Genomic DNA, 18932 nt, shown 5'->3' on the forward strand with positions numbered 1-18932 from the left:
GCATACCAACCTGACCCCATCATAGATCAAGCAACACGCGGGCAGGCTGACAACCACCAAAGGAGACCCACATGCACAAGCACGCTCGCGCCTGGGCCGGCGCCCTGGCGTTGACCGCCGGCCTGGCCGCCGCCAGTCCCGCCCTGGCGCAGGACGCATCCAAATGGCCGGAACGGCCGGTACGCCTGATCGTCGGTTTCGTGCCCGGCGGCGGCACCGACGTATCGGCGCGCATCCTGTCCGCGCGCCTGTCGGCGCTGCTCGGCCAGCAGGTCGTGGTCGAGAACAAGCCCGGCGCTTCCGGCCTGATCGCGGCCGACTTCGTGGCCAAGGCCGATCCGGACGGCTACACGCTGCTGCTGGCCAATATGCAGTCCACCGTCGCCGCGCCCTATGTGGTGCAGTCCAGCGTCGACCCGATCAAGGACTTCACGCCGGTGCGCTACATCGGGTCGGTGCCCAACGTGCTGGTGGTCAATCCGGCCAAGCACAGCTACGCCAGCGTGCAGAACCTGGTGGACGACGCCCGCGCCAAACCCAAGCAGCTGACCTACGCCTCCTCCGGCATGGGCAGCCCGCAACACCTGAGCGCCGCGCGCTTCTCTCAGATCGCGGGCGTCAGCATGGAGCACGTGCCGTACAAGGGCAGCGGCCAGGCCATGACCGACCTGCTGGGCGGCAGCGTGGACATGAACTTCGACACCCTGCCCGGCGCCATCAACCAGATCCAGGCCGGCAAGTTGCGGCCGCTGGCTGTGACCAGCACCGAACGCAGCAAGCGCCTGCCCGACGTGCCGACGCTGGCCGAGTCCGGCATCAAGGGTCTGGACATCGTGCAGTGGTATGCGGTGCTGGCCCCGGCCAAGCTGCCCAAGCCGGTGCTGGACAAGCTCGACCAAGCGCTCAGCCAGACGCTGGCCGATCCCGAGATCAAGGCCAAGCTGGCCGACCAGGGCATGGAACTGGGCGGCGGTCCGGCCACCCCCGCGGCCTTCGCCAGCTACGTCCAGGACGAATGGAGCAAGTACGGCAAGCTCACCGCCAGCCTGGGCCTCACCAAGCAGTAAGCCGGCAGCAACCCGGCGGGGGGTGCGCCCCCGCCCACGCAAAGGAACACCATGAGCGCTACCCCCACTTCCGACACCTCCCCCATCCTGTGCCAGCGCGACGGCGACATCGCGACCGTGGTGCTGAACCGCCCGGAAAAGCTCAACGCCTTCACCATAGACAGCTGGCGGCTGCTGGGCGACGCCTTCCTGGAGCTGGACGCCGACGACAGCGTGCGCTGCGTGCTGCTGCGCGGCGCGGGCGAAAAGGCCTTCTCCCCGGGCAATGACATCAGCGAATTCGAGACCGCGCGCAGCAACAAGCGCCAGGCCATCGAGTACGGCGCCGTGATGCGCCGGACCATAGAAGCCATCGGCAACTGCCGCCATCCGGTGGTAGCGCAGATACACGGCATCTGCGTGGGCGGCGGGCTGGAGATCGCCAGCCTGGCCGACATCCGCATCTGCGGCCAGAGTTCGCGCTTCGGCGTGCCCATCAAGAACCTGGGGCTGGTGATGTCGTACTCGGAACTGGCGCCGCTGGTGCGCCTGGTGGGCCCGACCGCCGCGCTGCAGGTGCTGCTGGAAGGCACCATCTTCGACGCGCAGGAAGCGCTGCGCCTGGGCGTGGTCACGCGCGTGGCGCCCGACGATCAGGTCGCCTCCGAAGCCCAGGCCGCCGCCCGCCGCATCGCCGACGGCGCGCCGCTGGTCGCGCGCTGGCACAAGAAGTTCATCCGCAATCTGGTGCAGGGCAAAGCCCTGACCGACGCCGACCGCGACGAAGCCTTCGACTGCTTCGACACCGAGGATTTCCGCACGGGCTACCAGGCCTTCCTGGCCAAGGCCAAGCCGCAATTCAACGCCCGCTGAACCCCATGCAAGGAGGACTCATGCATAACGATACCCAGCGCCCCGCCGGCGCCCTTTCCGGCATGCGCGTGATCGAGCTGTCGCAGATCATGGCCGGCCCGACCTGCGGCATGATGCTGGCCGACATGGGCGCCGACGTCATCAAGGTCGAGAAGATCGACGGCGGCGACGATTCGCGCCAGTACCGGGACCCGCAGATCAACGGCATCTCGGCGCCCTATCTCATGCTCAACCGCAACAAGCGCGCCATCGCGCTGGACTTGAAGCATCCGGAGGGCAAGAAGGTCCTGCTGCGCATGATCCGCGACGCCGACGTGGTGACCGAGAACTTCCGCAAGGGCACGATGGAAAAGCTGGGCCTGGGCTACGACCGGCTGCGCCAGGAAAACCCGGGCCTGATCTATTGCGCGGTGTCGGGCTATGGCACCACCGGCCCCTATGCCGACAAGGGCGGCTTCGACCTGGTGGCGCAGGGCTTCTCCGGCCTGATGGCGATCACCGGGGAACCTGGCGGGCCGCCGCTGCGCACCGGCAACTCCGTCGCGGACATCAACGCCGGCTTGCTGGCGGCTTTCGGCGTGCTGGCGGCCTACCAGCACAAGCAGCGCACGGGCGAAGGCCAGATCGTGGAAACGTCATTGCTGGAAGCCAGCCTGCAGCAGCTGTACTGGCACGCCGCCATCTACTTCGGCAGCGGCGTGTCCCCCGGCCCCACGGGTTCGGCGCACGTGCTGAGCGCGCCCTACCAGGCCTTCCCCACCGCGACCGACTGGATCATCATCGGCGGCGCCAACGAGAAGAACTGGCAGCGCATCACCCAGGCGCTGGGCAAGCCGGAATGGGCCGAGGATGCCCGCTACGCCCGCAATCGCGACCGCATGCAGAACCGCGATCAACTGGTAGAGGATATGTCCGCCATCCTCAAGACGCGCAGCGCGGAGGAGTGGCTGGACGTATTCGACACGGCCGGCGTGCCTGCGGGCCCTGTGCACTCCATCGCCCAGGCGCTATCGCATCCGCAGACGCTGGCGCGCGGCATGGTGGTGGAACAGGAGCACCCGGTCGCGGGCACGGTGCGCACGGTAGGCATGCCGGTGAAGCTGTCGGCCACGCCCGCGCAATACCACCGCGCGGCGCCGCGGCTGGGCGAGGACAGCATCGCGATTCTGGGAGAGTTCGGCTACGACGCCAAGGAAATCGAAGCGCTGATCGATGCGGGCGTGGTCGCGGCCGTGGACCGTGAACGCGCGCCGGCTTAGGACGTTTTTGGCTGAATTGCTGACGTTCGGTTTTGTACGGCTGGGGTTCTTGAGCCGCCGGCGTCCGGACTGCGGGATTCCGATGCTCGCCCCGGTGGGGCTGCGCTTCGGATCCCTCCGTCCGGTCACCGGCTCACGGCATCTGCCCACGAACGGGTCCGAAACCAACGCATTAGGCGACTGCCAGCCGAGGCGGCCCGGAGCCATCCGAAGCGCAGCCCCATTGGGGCGAGCATCGGAATGGCGCAGGGCAGCCTCGGCGGCTAAAGAACCCTGACATCCGCAAGCTCGAAGCCCTGCCGCTTCGGCTTTGTGAGGCTGGGTTCTTTTGTGCGGCAGGGTTCTTGAGCCGCCGGCGTCCGGACTGCGGGATTCCGATGCTCGCCCCGGTGGGGCTGCGCTTCGGATCCCTCCGTCCGGCCACCGGCTCACGATGTCTGCCCATGAACGGGGTCCAAAGCCAGCGCATTAAGCGACTGCCAGCCGAGGACCCCGGAGTCATCCGAAGCGCAGCCCCGCCGGGGCGAGCATCGGAATGACGCAGGGCAGCCTCGGCGGCTCAAGAACCCTGGCGTCGGCAAGCTCGAAGCCCTGCCGCGCCCGCTCCAAAGATCCCGGCCGCGCCCTACTCGGACTCGCCCAGATAGGCCGCCCGCACCTTGGGATCGTGCAACATGTCGCCGGCCGGACCAGACAGGATGATCTCGCCCGATTCCATCACGTAGCCGCGATGGCTGTTTTCCAGCGCCAGGCGCGCATTCTGCTCGATCAGCAGGATGGTGACGCCTTCGCTGGCGATGGTGCGTACCACCTCGAAGACCTTCTCCACCATCAGCGGCGCCAAGCCCATCGAAGGCTCGTCCAGCAACAGCAGCTTCGGGCGCGCGATCATCGCGCGGCCCATCGCCACCATCTGCTGCTCGCCCCCGGACAGCGTGCCGGCCGCCTGCTTGCGGCGCTCCGCCAGGCGCGGGAACAGCGTGAAGACGCGGTCGGTGTCCTGGCGGATCTGGGCCGCATCGCGACGGATATAGGCCCCCATCGCCAGGTTTTCCTCGATCGTGAGCTGGCCGAAGATGCCGCGCCCTTCCGGCACCATCACCAGACCGCGGCGCACCAGCTCATGCGACTTCTGGCCGCCGACGGACTGGCCGCCGTAGACCACTTCACCGCCCGCCAGCGGCACCAGTCCGCAGATGGCGCGCAGCGTCGTGCTCTTGCCGGCGCCATTGGCGCCGATCAGGCAAACCAGTTCGCCCTGATCCACGCGCAGGTCGATGCCGCGCACCGCGCGGATGCCGCCATAAGAGACCTGCAGGCCCCGCAATTCCAGTAGGGGTTGGGATGCTGCCGTCATGCCGGGCGCTCCTGATGAATCTGCGGATCCTGCGCGGCGCCTGCGCCCAGATACGCTTCAATGACCTTGGGATCGCGCTGCACCTGGGCGGGTTTGCCCATGGCCAGCACCTTGCCGTATTCGAGCACCAGCACGCGGTCGCACAGGCCCATGACGAGCTTCATGTCGTGCTCGATCAGCAGCACGGTGATGCCGTCGGCGCGGATCTTCTCGACCAATTTGCGCAGCACCACGGTTTCCGATGCGTTCATGCCGGCCGCCGGTTCGTCCAGCGCCAGCAGCTTGGGATCGGTGGCCAGCGCCCGCGCGATCTCCAGGCGCCGCTGGTCGCCGTAGGGCAAGGAACGCGCCACGTCGTTGGCGCGATGGCCGATGCCTACGTAGTCCAGCAGTTCCTGCGCCCGCGCTTCGGTGGCGGCCTCTTCGGCCCGCGTGCCGCGCGTGCGCAACACGGCGCCCAATACGCCCGACTTGGTGCGCATGTGGCGGCCGATCATCACGTTCTCGATCGCGCTCAGGTTGGCGAACAGGCGGATGTTCTGGAAGGTGCGCGCCAGGCCCGCATAGGCGACTTCATGCGGCTTCTTGCCGGACATGGACTCGCCGTTGAACGTGCAGCTGCCCTCTTCCGGGATGTACAGGCCGGTGAGCACATTGAACAGCGTGGTCTTGCCCGCGCCGTTCGGGCCGATCAGGCCGTAGATCTCGCCTTGCTCGATGTCGAAGCTGACGTCCGACAGCGCCTGCAGGCCGCCGAAGCGCTTGCCCAGTCCCTGGGCTTGCAGCAGTTTGCTCATGCTCCGCCTCCCTGGGTCTTGGTTGCAAGTTCACGCTTGCGCACCGCCGACGGCCACAGGCCGGCCGGACGGAACAGCATCACGCACACCATGGCCAGGCCGAACAGCAGCATGCGTATGCCCTCGGGGTCCAGCACCACGGCGCCGAACAGCATGTGCTGCACCGGTTCGACCACCGCGCGCAGGAACTCGGGCAGCGCGGCCAGGATCAACGCGCCCAGGATCACGCCCGGGATGTGGCCCATGCCGCCCAGCACCACCATGCACAGGATCGAGATGGATTCCATCAGCGAAAAGCTCTCGGGGCTGACGAAGCCCTGCATCGAGGCGAACAAGGCGCCCGCCACGCCGCCGAAGGACGCGCCCATCGCGAACGCCAGCAGCTTGATGTTGCGGGTATTGATGCCCATGGCCTTGGCCGCGATCTCGTCTTCGCGGATCGCTTCCCAGGCGCGGCCGATGCGCGAATTCTGCAGGCGCACGCAGACCACGATGATGATCAGCGTCACCGCGAGCAGCAGGTAGTAATACTTTTCGGGTCCCGTCACGCGCAGGCCCAGCAGGCTTTCCGTGCGGCCGAAGGCGAACTCGCCGACCTTGAAGGTGTCGATGCGGTTGATGCCCTGCGGTCCGTTGGTGATGTTGACCGGCGCGTTCAGGTTGTTCAGGAAGATGCGGATGATCTCGCCGAAGCCCAGCGTCACGATGGCCAGATAGTCCCCTCGAAGCTTGAGCGTGGGCGCGCCCAGCAGCACGCCGAACAGGCAGGCCACCGCCAGCGCGATCGGCAGGATCGCCCAGAACGGCAGGTGCAGGCCGAAATGCGGCGATGCCAGCAACGCCCAGGTGTAGGCGCCCACCGCGTAGAACGCGATGTAGCCCAGGTCCAGCAGGCCCGCGAAGCCCACCACGATGTTCAGGCCCAGCGACAGCATCACATACAGCAGCGCGAAGTTCAGGATGCGGACCCAGCTCTGGCCGGCCATGCCGATCACGAAGGGCAGCACCGCCAGCACCACGCCGATCAGCGCGATGCCGATCAGGTTGCGGGTGGAGAACCCGCTGCTTTTCAGGGTTGCGTTCATGCCCGGTCTCCCACGCGCTCGCCCAGCAGGCCGGACGGACGGAAGATCAGCACCAGCACCAGCACGAAGAACGCGAACACGTCCTGATAGTGACTGCCGAGGAAGCCCCCGGTCAGGTCCCCGATGTACCCGGCGCCCAGCGATTCGATGATGCCCAGCAACAGGCCGCCCGCCATGGCGCCTACCAGATTGCCGATGCCGCCCAGCACCGCGGCCGTGAAGGCCTTCAGGCCCAGCATGAAGCCCATGGTGTATTGCGACACGCCGTAGTAGGTGGCGACCATCATGCCGGCCACCGCGGCCAGCGCCGAGCCGATCAGGAACGCCGCCGAAATGACCGTGTTGATATTCACGCCCATCAGCCCGGCCACTTCGCGGTTCTGCGCGGTGGCGCGCATCGCCGTGCCCAGGCGGGTCTTGTGCACCACGGCCAGCAGTCCGCCCATGATCAGCGCCGCGATCACCACGATGGCAATCTGCAGCGAGCTCATGCGCGCGCCAGCAATCTCGAATACCTGCGGCGACAGCACCTGCGGGAAGTTCAGGTAGTTGCGGCCCCAGCCCATCATCGCCACGTTCTGCAGGATGATGGACACGCCGATCGCGGTGATCAGGGCAGCCAGGCGCGGCGCGCGCCGCAACGGCCGGTAGGCCACGCGCTCGGCGGTCCAGCCCACGGCCATGCACAGCGGCACGGACACCAGCAGGCCGACGCCCAGCACCACGAAGGCGGACGTGGAAGGATCGCCGCCCACCAGCGAGATGGCGATGGTGGTCGCCGCCATCGCGCCGATCATGACGACGTCGCCATGGGCGAAGTTGATCAGCCCGATGATGCCGTACACCATGGTGTAGCCCAGGGCGACCAGGGCGTACACGCTGCCTAGCGTGACGCCGTTAATCAGTTGTTGAATGAAGATATCCATAGGGGCCGCTGAATAAGCCTGGAAAAATCGCGCGGACCTTGCGGTGACGGCCCTCGGGCCTGCCACGGCGCCGCGCGTGGCGCGCGCCTGACGGCGCGCACGCTGCAATACAGGCGGGACGCGGCGCTCAGCCGCCTCCCCGCCCCGGTCCAGCCGCCTTAGTTGGCTTGGCTGACCATCGTCTCAACCATCTCCCACTTGCCGTTCTTGACTTCGTAGATGGTGACCGAGATTTCCTTCAGGTCGCCCTTGGCGTCGTAGGAAATGTGCTCGCTGGTGGCGCCCTTGCGGTTCAGCTTGGCCAGGGCCGGCAGGTACTTCTCGGGCTTGGCCGAGCCGGCCTGCTCGATGGCGGCGATCATGTTCCAGGCGCCGTCATAGGCGTAGGGAGCGTAGACGCCGGGGGCCTTCTTGAAGCGGGCCTGGTAGCGCTGCTCGAAGTCCTTGCCCGCGGCCATCTTGTCCAGCGGCACGCCGGCCAGCGAGGCGTAGGTGCCGTCGGCGGCGTCGCCGGCCAGCTTGATGAAGGTGTCGCTGCGCGTCATTTCGCCCGAAACCAGCGGCGCCTTCAGGCCCAGGGTAGCCAGTTGGCGCTTCATCGGACCGGATTGCGCGTCCAGGCCGCCGTAGAAGATGGCGTCGGGCGCCGACCCCTTGATGTTGGTCAGGATGGCGGTGAAGTCGTTGGCCTTGTCGGTGGTGTACTCGCGGCGCACGACCTGGCCGCCAGCGGCCTTGACCGCCTTCTCGACCTCGTCGGCCAGGCCCTGGCCGTAGGCGGTGCGGTCGTCGATGATGGCGACCTTCTTGGCCTTCAGGCTTTCCACCATGAACTTGCCGACCGCGGCGCCCTGCTGGGTGTCGCTGGTCATCATGCGGAAGGTGGTTTCGTAGCCTTGCTTGGTGTACTCCGGCGAGGTCGCCATGGCGATCTGGGGCAGACCGGCTTCATGGTAGACGCGCGAAGCGGGGATGGTCGTACCCGAGTTGAAGTGGCCCAGGATGCCGACCACGTCCTGGTCGACCAGCTGCTGGGCAACCTGCACGCCGACGCGCGGATCGGCCTGGTCATCGCGCGACACCAGCACGAACTTGGCGGTTTCGCCGTCGACCTTGATGCCCTTCTTGTTGGCTTCTTCCAGGGCCAGGTTCAGGCCGTTCTGCATGTCCTCGCCATAGTGCGATTGCGGACCGGTGAGCGGCGCGGCAAAACCGAACTTGACGTCGGCAGCCTGCGCGGAGGCGGCCATGCCGGCGGCGGCGATGCTGGCGGCGAGAAGCTTCAAAGTGGTGCGGAACTTCATGGGTATCCTCCGAGTGTCGGACTTAAGACCTTGTTATACCTGAGCTTTTAACCAGGCTTTTGGTTTTTCACTACTAGCAAGTCCGATATGGCGGAAGCTTGCGTGTGCATGTTCTGCAAAATCCGGAAGCCGGGTTGCGACTTCCGGATTTGAGGTGCGACCGAATTTTCGTGCCAGTGCAACCTTTGCCGATATTGGAGATAACCCTTGGATACCCAAGGGTTGTCCTATACCAGGCTCAACCTATGGTCATGAGGCTGGCGTTGCCGCCCGCCGCCGCCGTATTGACGCTGACGGAGCGCTCCGCCAACAGGCGCTCCGGCACGTAGCCGGCGCCCGCCGCGATCGCGTCGGGGGTCAGCCCATGGACCGACAGGATGGCGCCCGGACGCTGCGCGATGCGCTGGTTCAGCGCCTGCAGCGCGTCGCCATCACCCTCGAACAGCACGGCCTGGTAGTCCGCCTGGTCGACCTCGCCGTCGGCCAGGATGCCCGCCTGTTCCTGCTGGCCGGCGTCCAGCGAGGCCAGCAGCGCCTGCGCCGCGGGCGTGTCCGCGAACCAGGCGTGGTTGCCGGTCAGCTTGGCGACGGACCACTGCGCCCGCGCCCCGGCCTCGGTGGCGGCCACGCAATATACGGCGCCGCGCGGCTCGACCACATAGGTATTGGTCTCGCCGGTCGGCCCCGGCAGCGCAATGCGCTGCGGCAGCGCCGCCGCCGCGTCCAGCGCCGGCGGCAGGCCCGCCGGACGCGTGCCCAGCAGGCGATACATGTAGAGCGGACCGCCGGCCTTGGGGCCGGTACCGGACAAGCCTTCGCCGCCGAAGGGCTGCACGCCCACCACCGCACCCACGATATTGCGGTTGACGTAGACGTTGCCCGCATGGACCTGGCCGGTCACGTGCGCGATGGTCTCGTCGATGCGGGTATGCACGCCGAAAGTCAGGCCGTAGCCGGTGCCGTTGATGGCATCCAGCAAGGCGTCCAGTTCGTCGCGCTGGTAGCGCACCACGTGCAGCACGGGCCCGAACACTTCGCGCGTCAGCTCGCTGACGTTGTCGATTTCGATGATGGTCGGCGGCACGAAGGTGCCGTGGCGGCATTCGCCGTTGAGTTCCACCTGGTCCACGCGATGGCCCGCCGTGCGCATCGTTTCGATGTGCCGCTGGATGCCGTTGCGCGCTTCCGTATCGATCACCGGGCCCACGTCCACCGACAGGCGGTCGGGGTTGCCCACGCTCAGTTCGCGCATCGCGCCGCGCAGCATGGTCAGCACGTGGTCGGCATTGTCTTCCTGCACGCACAGCACGCGCAGCGCCGAACAGCGCTGGCCCGCCGAGTCGAAGGCGGAGGTCAGCACGTCGAACACGACCTGTTCGGACAGGGCCGAGGAATCCACCACCATGGCGTTCTGGCCGCCCGTCTCGGCGATCAGCGGAATGGTGTGGCCGGCGTCATCCAGGCGATCCGCCAGCGTGCGCGCGATGATGCGTGCCACGTCGGTGGAGCCGGTGAACATCACGCCGCGCACGCCAGGGCTTGCGACCAGTTGCGCGCCCACGGTTTCGCCGCGGCCCGGCAGCAGCTGTACGGCGCCGGCAGGCACGCCGGCAGCGCGCAGGATGGCCACGGCTTGCGCGGCGATCAGCGGCGTCTGTTCGGCGGGCTTGGCCACCACCGTGTTGCCGGCGGCCAGCGCGGCCGCGACCTGCCCGGTGAAGATGGCCAGCGGGAAGTTCCAGGGGCTGATGCACAGCACCGTGCCCAACGGACGATGCGTGTCGTTGCTGAATTCCGATTCGGCCTGGTCCGCGTAATAGCGCAGGAAGTCCACGGCCTCGCGCACCTCGGCGATGGCGTTGGGCAGCGACTTGCCGGCTTCGCGCACGATCAGGCCCAGCAGGGTCTGCATCTGCTCTTCCAGCAGTTGCGCGGCGCGGCGCAGGCACTGCGCGCGTTCGGCCACCGGCGTGGATTGCCAGATGGGAGCGGCATTGGCGGCGGCGCGCAGCGCGGTCTCGGCCTCGTCTGCCTGCGCTTCGACCACGTGGCCCACCACGTCGCGCAGATTGGCGGGGTTGCGGACTTCCATGGCGCGCGAGGCGTCCCAGGCGCCGTCGCCCTCGCCCAGCATGGGGCCGGCGCGCCACGGCATGGCGGCGCTGGCCAGCAGGGCCGCGGACAGCGAACCCAGCCGATGTTCGTTGCTCAGGTCCAGGCCCGCCGAGTTGGCGCGGGCGCCCTCCTGCGGGTCGCCATAAAGTTCACGCGGCAGCGGAATCTTCTCGTGCGGCGCGCCCAGCGGCGTGATGCGCGCAGCGGCTTCCACCGGGTCGGCCACCAGTTGCTCGACCGGAATGCTGTCGTCGCCGATCAGGTTCACGAACGAGGTGTTGGCGCCGTTTTCCAGCAGGCGGCGCACCAGGTAGGCCAGCAGCGTCTCATGCGTGCCGACCGGCGCGTAGATGCGGCACGGACGGTTGAGCTTGCCCTGCGACAGCGCGCCCACGACTTCGTCGTACAGCGGCTCGCCCATGCCGTGCAGGCATTGGAATTCGTACTGGCCCGGGTAGTAGTTCTGGCCCGCCAGCTGGTAGATCGCGGACAGGGTGTAGGCATTGTGCGTGGCAAACTGCGGGAACACCGCTTCCGGCGCGCCCAGCAGCTTGCGGGCGCAGGCCAGGTAGGCCACGTCCGTGTAGACCTTGCGGGTATAGACCGGATAGCCTTCCAGGCCGTCGACCTGGGCGCGCTTGATCTCGCTGTCCCAGTACGCGCCCTTGACCAGGCGCACCATCACGCGATGGCGGCTGCGGCGGGCCAGGTCGATCACGTAGTCGATCACGAAGGGAGCCCGCTTCTGGTACGCCTGGATGACGAAGCCGATGCCGTTCCAGCCGTCCAGCTCGGGCTCGAAACAGAGCGCTTCCAGCAAATCCAGCGAAATTTCCAGGCGGTCGGCTTCCTCGGCGTCGATGTTCAGGCCGATGTCGTAGCTGCGCGCCAGCACGGTCAGCGCCTTCACGCGCGGCAGCAGCTCGGCCATGACGCGTTCGCGCTGGGCGCGCGAATAACGCGGATGCAGCGCCGACAGCTTGATCGAGATGCCCGGTCCCTCATAGATGCCGCGGCCGGCCGCGGCCTTGCCGATGGCGTGGATGGCCTGCTCGTACGAGGCGTAATAGCGGTCGGCGTCCTCGGCCGTGGTCGCGGCCTCGCCCAGCATGTCGTAGGAATAGCGGAAGCCCCGTGCTTCCATCTTGCGGTTGTTGGCCAGAGCTTCGGAAATGGTCTGGCCCGACACGAACTGTTCGCCCATCATGCGCATGGCCATGTTCACGCCCTTGCGCACCAAAGGTTCGCCGCCCTTGCCGATCAGGCGGGTCAGCGCCTTGGACAGCGACTGCTCGCTGCTCACGGCCACCAGCTTGCCGGTGATCATCAGCCCCCAGGTGGCGGCGTTGACGAACAGGGATTGCGAGCCGCCCATGTGCGACTTCCAGTCGCCGCGGGCCACCTTGTCGCGGATCAGCGCGTCGCGCGTGGCGCGGTCGGGAATGCGCAGCAGCGCTTCGGCCAGGCACATCAGCGCCACGCCTTCCTGGCTGGACAGCGAGAACTCCTGGATCAGCCCTTCCACCCCGCCGCCGCTGCGCTTGCCGCGCAGCTTCCGGACCAGGTCGGCGGCCATGGCGTGGATCTTTTCCAGATTGGGCATGCGGGCCTGGCCCAGCAGCAGCGGCACGCACTCGGGCTCGGGGCGGCGGTAGGCGGCGGTAATGGCCGCGCGCAACACCGACTGCGGCTGCACGTCCTGACCGAACTCGTAGAACGGCGGCGTCGGCGCGGAATGGCCTTCGCCCGCCTCGTCCTCGCCGCCCGCGTCCATGCCCAGGTGCGACATCTCGGCGGGCAGGTGGCCGCGCTCGATCTTGTCCAGGTAGGAAAGGATCGCTTGCTTGTGCAGCCAGTGCGGCGTGCAGTTGAGCTTTTGCGCGGCGGCCTTCAGCCGGTCGCGGAGCGCGTCGTCGACTTTAACGCCTAGGGTCGTGCTGGCCATAAGAGATTGCTTCCTGTCGCATGGCAAAGGTAGTACCGGGCCCCGACGGGACCCGGCATGGGTAGGACCGTATGCTAGACAGGTTGCAACTTGGTTTGCACTATGGTTAACCCTAGGTTAACCATTTGAGATCAGGCGGAATTTTGGCCCAGGGCTATCAATCCTTGAGCGCCGCGCAGCCCAGCATCTGCACCGAGGCCGATCCCGCCGGGGTCTGCCCCCGTATGGCCGAGGCCATGGCGCCGGCCAGACTGACCACTGCGCGCTGCTGGGCAGCGATCATGGCGGGCACGCCCTCTTCCGCCACCGGTTCCGTCACCACGCTGCGGCACAGCAGGCCGGAACCCTTCATGTTGACCGGCCGCACGCGCCAGGTCGCATCCAGCTGGGCCATGCGGCCCGGCTCCAGCTCGAAACGCTGTACGTCGGTCTGCACCCGCCAGACCGCAGCGCCGGGGCCTGGCTTGACCAGTTGCACATCCAGCGCGCCCAGTTCCCGCTTCAGCGCGTCCGACAGCGCGCCCCGCAACTCGTCGCCCAGCGGTGAGCTCCAACGCTCGGAATACAACGCGGACAGACTGCCTTCGCCGGTGCGCACCATCAGTTGGGGCTGATCCGCCTGCGTCGAGATATTGACCGGTTGCACCTCGATCAGGAAGCTGGCCGGCGCCACCGCACCGCCCGGAGCCTGGGCCGCCGGCGACTGCAAGGTGTGATAGTGCACGGGCGAGGACGCCCCGCAGCCGGCCAGCGCCGCCGACAAGGCCAGCAAGGACAGGACCGGGCGCAGACGGGGCGTCAGCCTGCCCGCGGACCGGGGCTGCTCGGAACTCGGGGCCGCCTGGCGGGCGTGGGGGGACGGGCGTCTATTCATCATGGGATTCAGTTCCTGACAGGACCGGCGCCGGGGATCGGGTCTGGGCCGCGGCCGCGCAACAAGGCCTCGGGATTGGCTTGCAGGAAATCGGCCAGGGCGCGCAGCGAACGGGCCGCGCGGCCCAGCTCTTGCATCGCCTTTTCCGTATTGACCGGCAAGGAAGCATCGGATGCCAGCAGCGCGTTGACCTGCGCCATGGACTCCTTGGCCTGCTTGAGCATGTTCTGCGCTTCAGGCGCGACCTGCTTGTCCAGGCGGTTCATCAGCTTGGAGGTGCTGGCCAAGGTGGTGCGCAGGTCCTCGCCGATCTTGTCGAACGGAATCTTCTCGATCTTGGCGACGATGTTGCTGATCTGCTGCTGCAACTGATCCAGGTTGCCTGGCACCGTCGGGATCAGCGCCGGATCCGAGGGTTTGAATTCAACCGGCTTGGCGTTCGGGAAGTCGTCCAGCGCCACGTACAGCTGGCCGGTCAGCAGGTTGGCGGTGCGCAGCTGCGCGCGCAGGCCGTGCTTGATCATGCCGCCCAACAAGCGGTTGCCGGCAACGTCGCCGTCCTTGGTGGCGCGATCGCGCACTTCGTCGAACACGCGGCCCAGGCGTTCCGGATACAGGGTTGCATCCACCATCGAGTAGAAACGCTTGGCGACCGGATCGAAGTCCATGTTGATCTGCGTGACGTTGCCCAGCGTGATGCCGCTGAAGTCGATCGGCGCGCCCACCGTCAGGCCGCGGATCGACTGGTCAAAGCGCATGCGGATCGGGAAGGCCTCGCCGTCCGGATTGGCCTTGGCTGCGGCCTCGGTCGCGTACAGGTCAAATTGCGCGTCGGCCTGCGCCTGCTTGCCGGCATCGCGCGCGCTGATGACCGGCTCGAAGGCCACGCCGCCCACCGCCATCGACACCAGCGATTGCGTGCGCACCTTGAGGCCGTCCGCATTGACGCTGAAGTCGACGCCGCTGGCATTCCAGAAGCGCGTGCCCTGGGTCACGAACTTGTCGTTGGGCGCGTCCACGAACACCTCGACGTTCACGGCCTTGCCGGTTTCATCCAGCGCGTAGCCGATCACGCGGCCCACGTTGATGCGGCGGAAGTACACGGGAGAACCGATATCCAGGGAACCCAGGTCGGACGCCTTGAGCTTGAAGCGCTTGCCGGCGCGGTCATGCGTGACCGCGGGCGGCACTTCCAGCCCTTCGAAATGCAGTTTGGTGGCCTTCTTGGAACTGTCCTTGCCTTCGGCCGCGTCCACGCCGATATAGGCGCCCGACAACAGCGTGCCCAGGCCGGACACGCCGCTCACGTCCAGACGCGGGCGCACCACCCAGAAGTTGGTGCCTTCGCGCGCCAGATCGGAAACATCCTTGGACAGTTCGGCCTGCACCACCACCTTGGTGCGGTCTTCGTTGAAGCCGATCGACTTCACGGTGCCGATGTTGACGTCCTTGTAGCGCAGCTGGGTCTTGCCGACTTCCAGCCCTTCTGCGGTATTGAACGAAATGGAGATGTCGGGCCCCGCCTGCATCCAGGTTCGCACGACCAGCGACAAGCCCATCAGGGCCGCCACGATGGGCACCAGCCAGATCCATGAAATCCGGCTCTTCTTCTTGCGCGAGATCGCGGGTGACGCAAACTTCTCTTCACCGGATCCGGGTGCTTGCTCGGACATCTACTCTTCCTTGTTCGTGGACGGAAGCCGCGGCGCTTCCTAGCCCATTTCCTTGCCGGCGAGAGACGCCGGCTGGCGCCCGCCTCCCACTGGCGGCGATTCTATTTCACTTTGTCCTTCCAGATCCCAACTGCGGCGCAGGTCGAAACTCATGGCCGACAACATGGTCAGGATCACTGTCAGCCCGAACGCCGCCGCACCCGCGCCGGCGCTGATTTCCATCAAGCCCTGGAAATCCGCCAACGCCGCCAGCAATATAACGACAAAAACATCCAGCATCGACCATTGGCCGATGAACTCGACCATTTGATACAGGCGCGTGCGCGGACGCAGGTTGGTGGTGCTGCGCCATTGTTCGGTCAACAGCAACAGCATGAGCGCCAGCAGCTTGGTCAACGGCACCGCCACGCTGGCAATGAAGACGATCAGCGCGATATCCCAGGAACCCATTTCCCAGAGTTCGACCACGCCGCCCAGAATGGTGTGGGCGCTGTCCCCCAGCACCGACCTGACCTGCATCACTGGTAGCACGTTGGCGGGGATGTAGAACACCACGGCCGCCAGCAACAGCGCCCAGGTGCGCGCCAGATGATCGGGCTTGCGGAAATGCACCAGGGCGTCGCAACGCACACAGTGGTGGTGCTCTTCCGGATCGGCCGCGCGGGGCAACGCCTGCACCTGCCCACAGACATGGCATCCGGTCAGAACCGTGTCCGGCGCAGCCTGGGGGATATGCACCGGCACCACGCCCACGCTCTCGGCGTAGCGCCACAGCACATGCGGCGACAGCCGCCCCAGCATCGTCAACAGGATGGTCAGGATGCCGAATGCCGCCAACCCGATACCCGGAGTCACGGCGGCCATGCCCGCCAGCTTCACCACCGCCACCAGCACGCCCAGGAGGAACACCGGAACCATGCACCAGGGCCGCAGAATGCCCAACAAACGCATCGCAGTACGAAAGCCCAGGGGTTCCCGGCCGCGCGACAGCGGCCCCAACACCCACAGCAACACCGACAGCTGCAGCATCGGCAGCGCAAAGCCGGCCATGCCGGTCATGATGGCGACGACCCAATGGTCCTGGCGCCAGGTGATGGCAATAGCGTCCAGCAAGGATGCCTGCTGCACCATGCCCTGCACGGACATGGAAGCGACGGGATAGGCATTGGCCACCCCGAACACGATCAGGGCGGAAATGGCGAGCGCCAGCCAATTGGACAAAGTAAGCCCGCTGTAACGCCACAGAGTGGCGCCGCAGCGGGCGCAATTGGCGGTCTCTCCAGGTTCAAGCTGATGCCGGCGATAGATGCTCGCGCAGTGTTCGCACTCGATCAGCGGCTGGCGGTCCGCGGTCATTGAGAGCCTTAATCGACCAGTTCGACTTCCTGCTTGTCAGGCGCATCCGACGAGGGCGGCTTGCCGTTGTCGTCGAAGTCCAGCTTGACCTTGCCCTCCTCGTCCAGGTCGACCGTAACCGTGCCGCCATCGACCAGCTTGCCGAACAGCAGCTCGTCGGCCAGCGCGCGGCGGATGGTGTCCTGGATGAGACGCTGCATGGGGCGTGCGCCCATGAGCGGATCGAACCCTTCCTTGGCGAGATGCTCGCGCAGCCCCGTGGTGAAGATGGCTTCCACGCGACGCTCGTGCAGTTGGTCTTCCAGCTGCATGAGGAACTTGTCCACCACGCGCAGGATGATTTCGCGGTCCAGCGGCGCGAACGGGATGATCGCGTCCAGGCGGTTGCGGAACTCGGGCGTGAACATGCGGCGGATTTCCGCCATTTCGTCGCCCACCACGCGCGAATTCGCGAAACCGATCGACGGACGGTTCAAGGTTTCAGCGCCCGCGTTGGTCGTCATGATGAGGATGACGTTGCGGAAGTCCGCCTTGCGGCCGTTGTTGTCGGTCAGCGTGCCGTGGTCCATGACCTGCAGCAGGATGTTGAACACATCCGGGTGCGCCTTTTCGATTTCATCGAGCAGCAGCACGCAGTGCGGCTGCTTGGTGATGGCCTCGGTCAGCAGGCCGCCCTGGTCGAAACCGACGTAGCCCGGAGGCGCGCCGATCAGGCGCGACACCGCATGCCGCTCCATGTATTCGGACATGTCGAAACGCAGCAGCTCCACGCCCAGCGTGAACGCCAACTGGCGCGCGACCTCGGTCTTGCCCACGCCGGTGGGGCCGGAGAACAGGAAGGCGCCGATCGGCTTTTCCGGCTTGCCCAGGCCCGAGCGCGCCATCTTGATGGCGGCGGACAAGGCTTCGATGGCGTTGTCCTGGCCGAAGACCACGGTCTTCAGGTCGCGGTCCAGCGTCGCGAGCTTGCTGCGGTCGTCGTTGGAGACGGACTGCGGCGGGATGCGCGCGATCTTGGACACGATGTTCTCGATGTCCACCTTGCCGATCACCTTCTTTTGGCGCGAACGCGGCAACAGGCGCTGCGCGGCGCCGGCCTCGTCGATCACGTCGATGGCCTTGTCCGGCAAATGGCGGTCATTGATGAAACGCGCCGACAGTTCGGCCGCGGCCGACAAGGCGGCGGACGAGTAGCGCACGCTGTGATGCTCTTCGAAGCGGCTCTTCAGGCCGCGCAGGATCTGCACGGTCTGTTCGACGCTGGGCTCGGCCACGTCGATCTTCTGGAAGCGGCGCGACAGCGCGTGGTCTTTTTCAAAGACGCCGCGGTATTCGGTGTAGGTGGTCGCGCCGATGCACTTGAGCTGCCCGGAAGACAAGGCGGGCTTCAAGAGGTTGGACGCGTCCAGCGTGCCGCCCGAAGCCGAACCGGCGCCGATCAGCGTATGGATTTCGTCGATGAACAGGATCGCGTCGGGGTTGCCGCGGATCTGCTTGAGCACGCCCTTCAGGCGCTGCTCGAAATCGCCCCGGTACTTGGTGCCCGCCAGCAAGGCGCCCATGTCCAGCGAAAAGACCTGGGCGGCCTGCAGGATTTCGGGCACTTCGCCGCGCGTGATGCGCCAGGCCAGGCCTTCGGCGATCGCGGTCTTGCCCACGCCGGCCTCGCCGACCAGCAGCGGGTTGTTCTTGCGGCGGCGGCACAGCACCTGGATCACGCGTTCGACTTCGTGCTCGCGCCCGATGAGGGGATCGATGCGACCCGCCAGCGCGGCGGCGTTCAGGTCGGTGGCGTACTGGTCCAGCGGCGACTGACGCGATTCGCCCTGCTCTTCACCATTGGTCTGCTGCTCTTTCTGCACGGCGGCGGACTCCACCTGGGGCTGTTTGGTAATGCCATGCGACAGAAAATTGACGACGTCCAGCCGCGTCACGCCCTGCTGTTGCAGGTAGTACACAGCGTGCGAATCCTTTTCACCGAAAATGGCCACGAGCACATTGGCGCCGGTAACCGGCTTCTTGCCGGTGCCTCCCGCGGATACGTGCATGATGGCGCGCTGGATCACGCGCTGGAATCCCAGCGTGGGCTGCGTGTCGACCTCGGCGCCGCTCGGGATCACCGGGGTGTTCTCCGAGACGAACTGGCGCAGATTGCGGCGCAGGTCGTCCAGGTTCGCGGCGCAGGCGCGCAGCACTTCAACGGCCGAAGCGTTGTCGAGCAACGCGAGCAGCAGATGCTCGACGGTAATAAATTCATGCCGGGCCGAACGGGCCTCGACGAAAGCCATATGCAGGCTGACTTCAAGCTCTTGAGAAATCACG

The 18932-nt window shown here is 66.6% G+C and carries 13 protein-coding genes; 3 read left to right on the forward strand and 10 right to left on the reverse strand.

Annotated elements, in window-relative coordinates; all coding sequences use genetic code 11:
* Nucleotides 1-71 precede the first annotated feature (71 nt).
* Genes AC1RHV_RS07425 through AC1RHV_RS07435 form a run of 3 tightly spaced genes read left to right on the forward strand, consistent with a single transcriptional unit; the run spans nucleotide 72 to nucleotide 3178 of the window.
* Nucleotides 72-1067, forward strand: a complete 996-nt coding sequence (locus AC1RHV_RS07425; RefSeq protein WP_054455963.1) for a Bug family tripartite tricarboxylate transporter substrate binding protein — start codon at nucleotides 72-74, stop codon at nucleotides 1065-1067.
* A gap of 51 nt (nucleotides 1068-1118) precedes the next feature.
* Nucleotides 1119-1919, forward strand: a complete 801-nt coding sequence (locus AC1RHV_RS07430; protein ID WP_125470024.1) for an enoyl-CoA hydratase/isomerase family protein — start codon at nucleotides 1119-1121, stop codon at nucleotides 1917-1919.
* 20 nt (nucleotides 1920-1939) lie between these two features.
* Complete coding sequence (locus AC1RHV_RS07435; protein ID WP_175213711.1) at nucleotides 1940-3178, forward strand: CaiB/BaiF CoA transferase family protein; 1239 nt, start codon at nucleotides 1940-1942, stop codon at nucleotides 3176-3178.
* 625 nt (nucleotides 3179-3803) lie between these two features.
* Here the strand turns inward: AC1RHV_RS07435 and AC1RHV_RS07440 are convergent.
* The 10 genes from AC1RHV_RS07440 to clpA all read right to left on the reverse strand — a co-directional run bounded on the left by AC1RHV_RS07440 (nucleotide 3804) and on the right by clpA (nucleotide 18931).
* Nucleotides 3804-4535 carry an ABC transporter ATP-binding protein gene (locus tag AC1RHV_RS07440; protein ID WP_054452351.1) on the reverse strand — a complete coding sequence of 244 codons (732 nt, stop codon included), beginning with the start codon at nucleotides 4533-4535 and terminating at the stop codon, nucleotides 3804-3806.
* Nucleotides 4532-5332: an ABC transporter ATP-binding protein gene (locus AC1RHV_RS07445; protein WP_054452353.1), complete on the reverse strand. Its 801-nt coding sequence runs from the start codon at nucleotides 5330-5332 to the stop codon at nucleotides 4532-4534. The genes AC1RHV_RS07440 and AC1RHV_RS07445 overlap by 4 nt, the downstream gene beginning before the upstream one ends.
* The gene (locus AC1RHV_RS07450) at nucleotides 5329-6417 is read right to left on the reverse strand and encodes an ABC transporter permease subunit (protein ID WP_054452355.1); all 1089 of its coding nucleotides are present in this window, start codon (nucleotides 6415-6417) and stop codon (nucleotides 5329-5331) included. Before AC1RHV_RS07450 ends, AC1RHV_RS07445 begins: the two co-directional genes overlap by 4 nt.
* Entirely contained in the window at nucleotides 6414-7343 is a 930-nt protein-coding gene (locus AC1RHV_RS07455; RefSeq protein ID WP_013394754.1) for a branched-chain amino acid ABC transporter permease, read from the reverse strand. The genes AC1RHV_RS07450 and AC1RHV_RS07455 overlap by 4 nt, the downstream gene beginning before the upstream one ends.
* Nucleotides 7344-7501: 158 nt before the next feature.
* Nucleotides 7502-8647, reverse strand: a complete 1146-nt coding sequence (locus AC1RHV_RS07460; RefSeq protein ID WP_013394755.1) for a branched-chain amino acid ABC transporter substrate-binding protein — start codon at nucleotides 8645-8647, stop codon at nucleotides 7502-7504.
* 238 nt (nucleotides 8648-8885) lie between these two features.
* Nucleotides 8886-12707: a trifunctional transcriptional regulator/proline dehydrogenase/L-glutamate gamma-semialdehyde dehydrogenase gene (gene putA / locus AC1RHV_RS07465; protein WP_492300300.1), complete on the reverse strand. Its 3822-nt coding sequence runs from the start codon at nucleotides 12705-12707 to the stop codon at nucleotides 8886-8888.
* A 157-nt stretch (nucleotides 12708-12864) separates the two neighbouring features.
* Nucleotides 12865-13581, reverse strand: a complete 717-nt coding sequence (locus tag AC1RHV_RS07470) for a PqiC family protein (RefSeq protein ID WP_492300804.1) — start codon at nucleotides 13579-13581, stop codon at nucleotides 12865-12867.
* Between the two features lie 8 nt (nucleotides 13582-13589).
* On the reverse strand, nucleotides 13590-15254 hold the full coding sequence (locus AC1RHV_RS07475; RefSeq protein WP_054452359.1) for a PqiB family protein: 1665 nt from the start codon (nucleotides 15252-15254) through the stop codon (nucleotides 13590-13592).
* Nucleotides 15255-15293: 39 nt separating this feature from the next.
* Nucleotides 15294-16610: a paraquat-inducible protein A gene (locus AC1RHV_RS07480; protein WP_054452361.1), complete on the reverse strand. Its 1317-nt coding sequence runs from the start codon at nucleotides 16608-16610 to the stop codon at nucleotides 15294-15296.
* Nucleotides 16611-16618: 8 nt separating this feature from the next.
* Nucleotides 16619-18931 (reverse strand): ATP-dependent Clp protease ATP-binding subunit ClpA, encoded by a 2313-nt coding sequence (gene clpA / locus AC1RHV_RS07485; RefSeq protein WP_054453626.1) that lies wholly within the window; start codon nucleotides 18929-18931, stop codon nucleotides 16619-16621.
* Nucleotide 18932: the final 1 nt, after the last annotated feature.

The organism is Achromobacter sp. GW823-FHT04E03 (assembly GCF_058796095.1).

Coding starts and splice junctions, on each gene's coding strand:
- AC1RHV_RS07425 (WP_054455963.1), top strand. CDS start 72: ATGCACAAGCACGCTCGCGCCTGGGCCGGCGCCCTGGCGTTGACCGCC.
- AC1RHV_RS07430 (WP_125470024.1), top strand. CDS start 1,119: ATGAGCGCTACCCCCACTTCCGACACCTCCCCCATCCTGTGCCAGCGC.
- AC1RHV_RS07435 (WP_175213711.1), top strand. CDS start 1,940: ATGCATAACGATACCCAGCGCCCCGCCGGCGCCCTTTCCGGCATGCGC.
- AC1RHV_RS07440 (WP_054452351.1), bottom strand. CDS start 4,535: ATGACGGCAGCATCCCAACCCCTACTGGAATTGCGGGGCCTGCAGGTC.
- AC1RHV_RS07445 (WP_054452353.1), bottom strand. CDS start 5,332: ATGAGCAAACTGCTGCAAGCCCAGGGACTGGGCAAGCGCTTCGGCGGC.
- AC1RHV_RS07450 (WP_054452355.1), bottom strand. CDS start 6,417: ATGAACGCAACCCTGAAAAGCAGCGGGTTCTCCACCCGCAACCTGATC.
- AC1RHV_RS07455 (WP_013394754.1), bottom strand. CDS start 7,343: ATGGATATCTTCATTCAACAACTGATTAACGGCGTCACGCTAGGCAGC.
- AC1RHV_RS07460 (WP_013394755.1), bottom strand. CDS start 8,647: ATGAAGTTCCGCACCACTTTGAAGCTTCTCGCCGCCAGCATCGCCGCC.
- putA (WP_492300300.1), bottom strand. CDS start 12,707: ATGGCCAGCACGACCCTAGGCGTTAAAGTCGACGACGCGCTCCGCGAC.
- AC1RHV_RS07470 (WP_492300804.1), bottom strand. CDS start 13,581: ATGAATAGACGCCCGTCCCCCCACGCCCGCCAGGCGGCCCCGAGTTCC.
- AC1RHV_RS07475 (WP_054452359.1), bottom strand. CDS start 15,254: ATGTCCGAGCAAGCACCCGGATCCGGTGAAGAGAAGTTTGCGTCACCC.
- AC1RHV_RS07480 (WP_054452361.1), bottom strand. CDS start 16,610: ATGACCGCGGACCGCCAGCCGCTGATCGAGTGCGAACACTGCGCGAGC.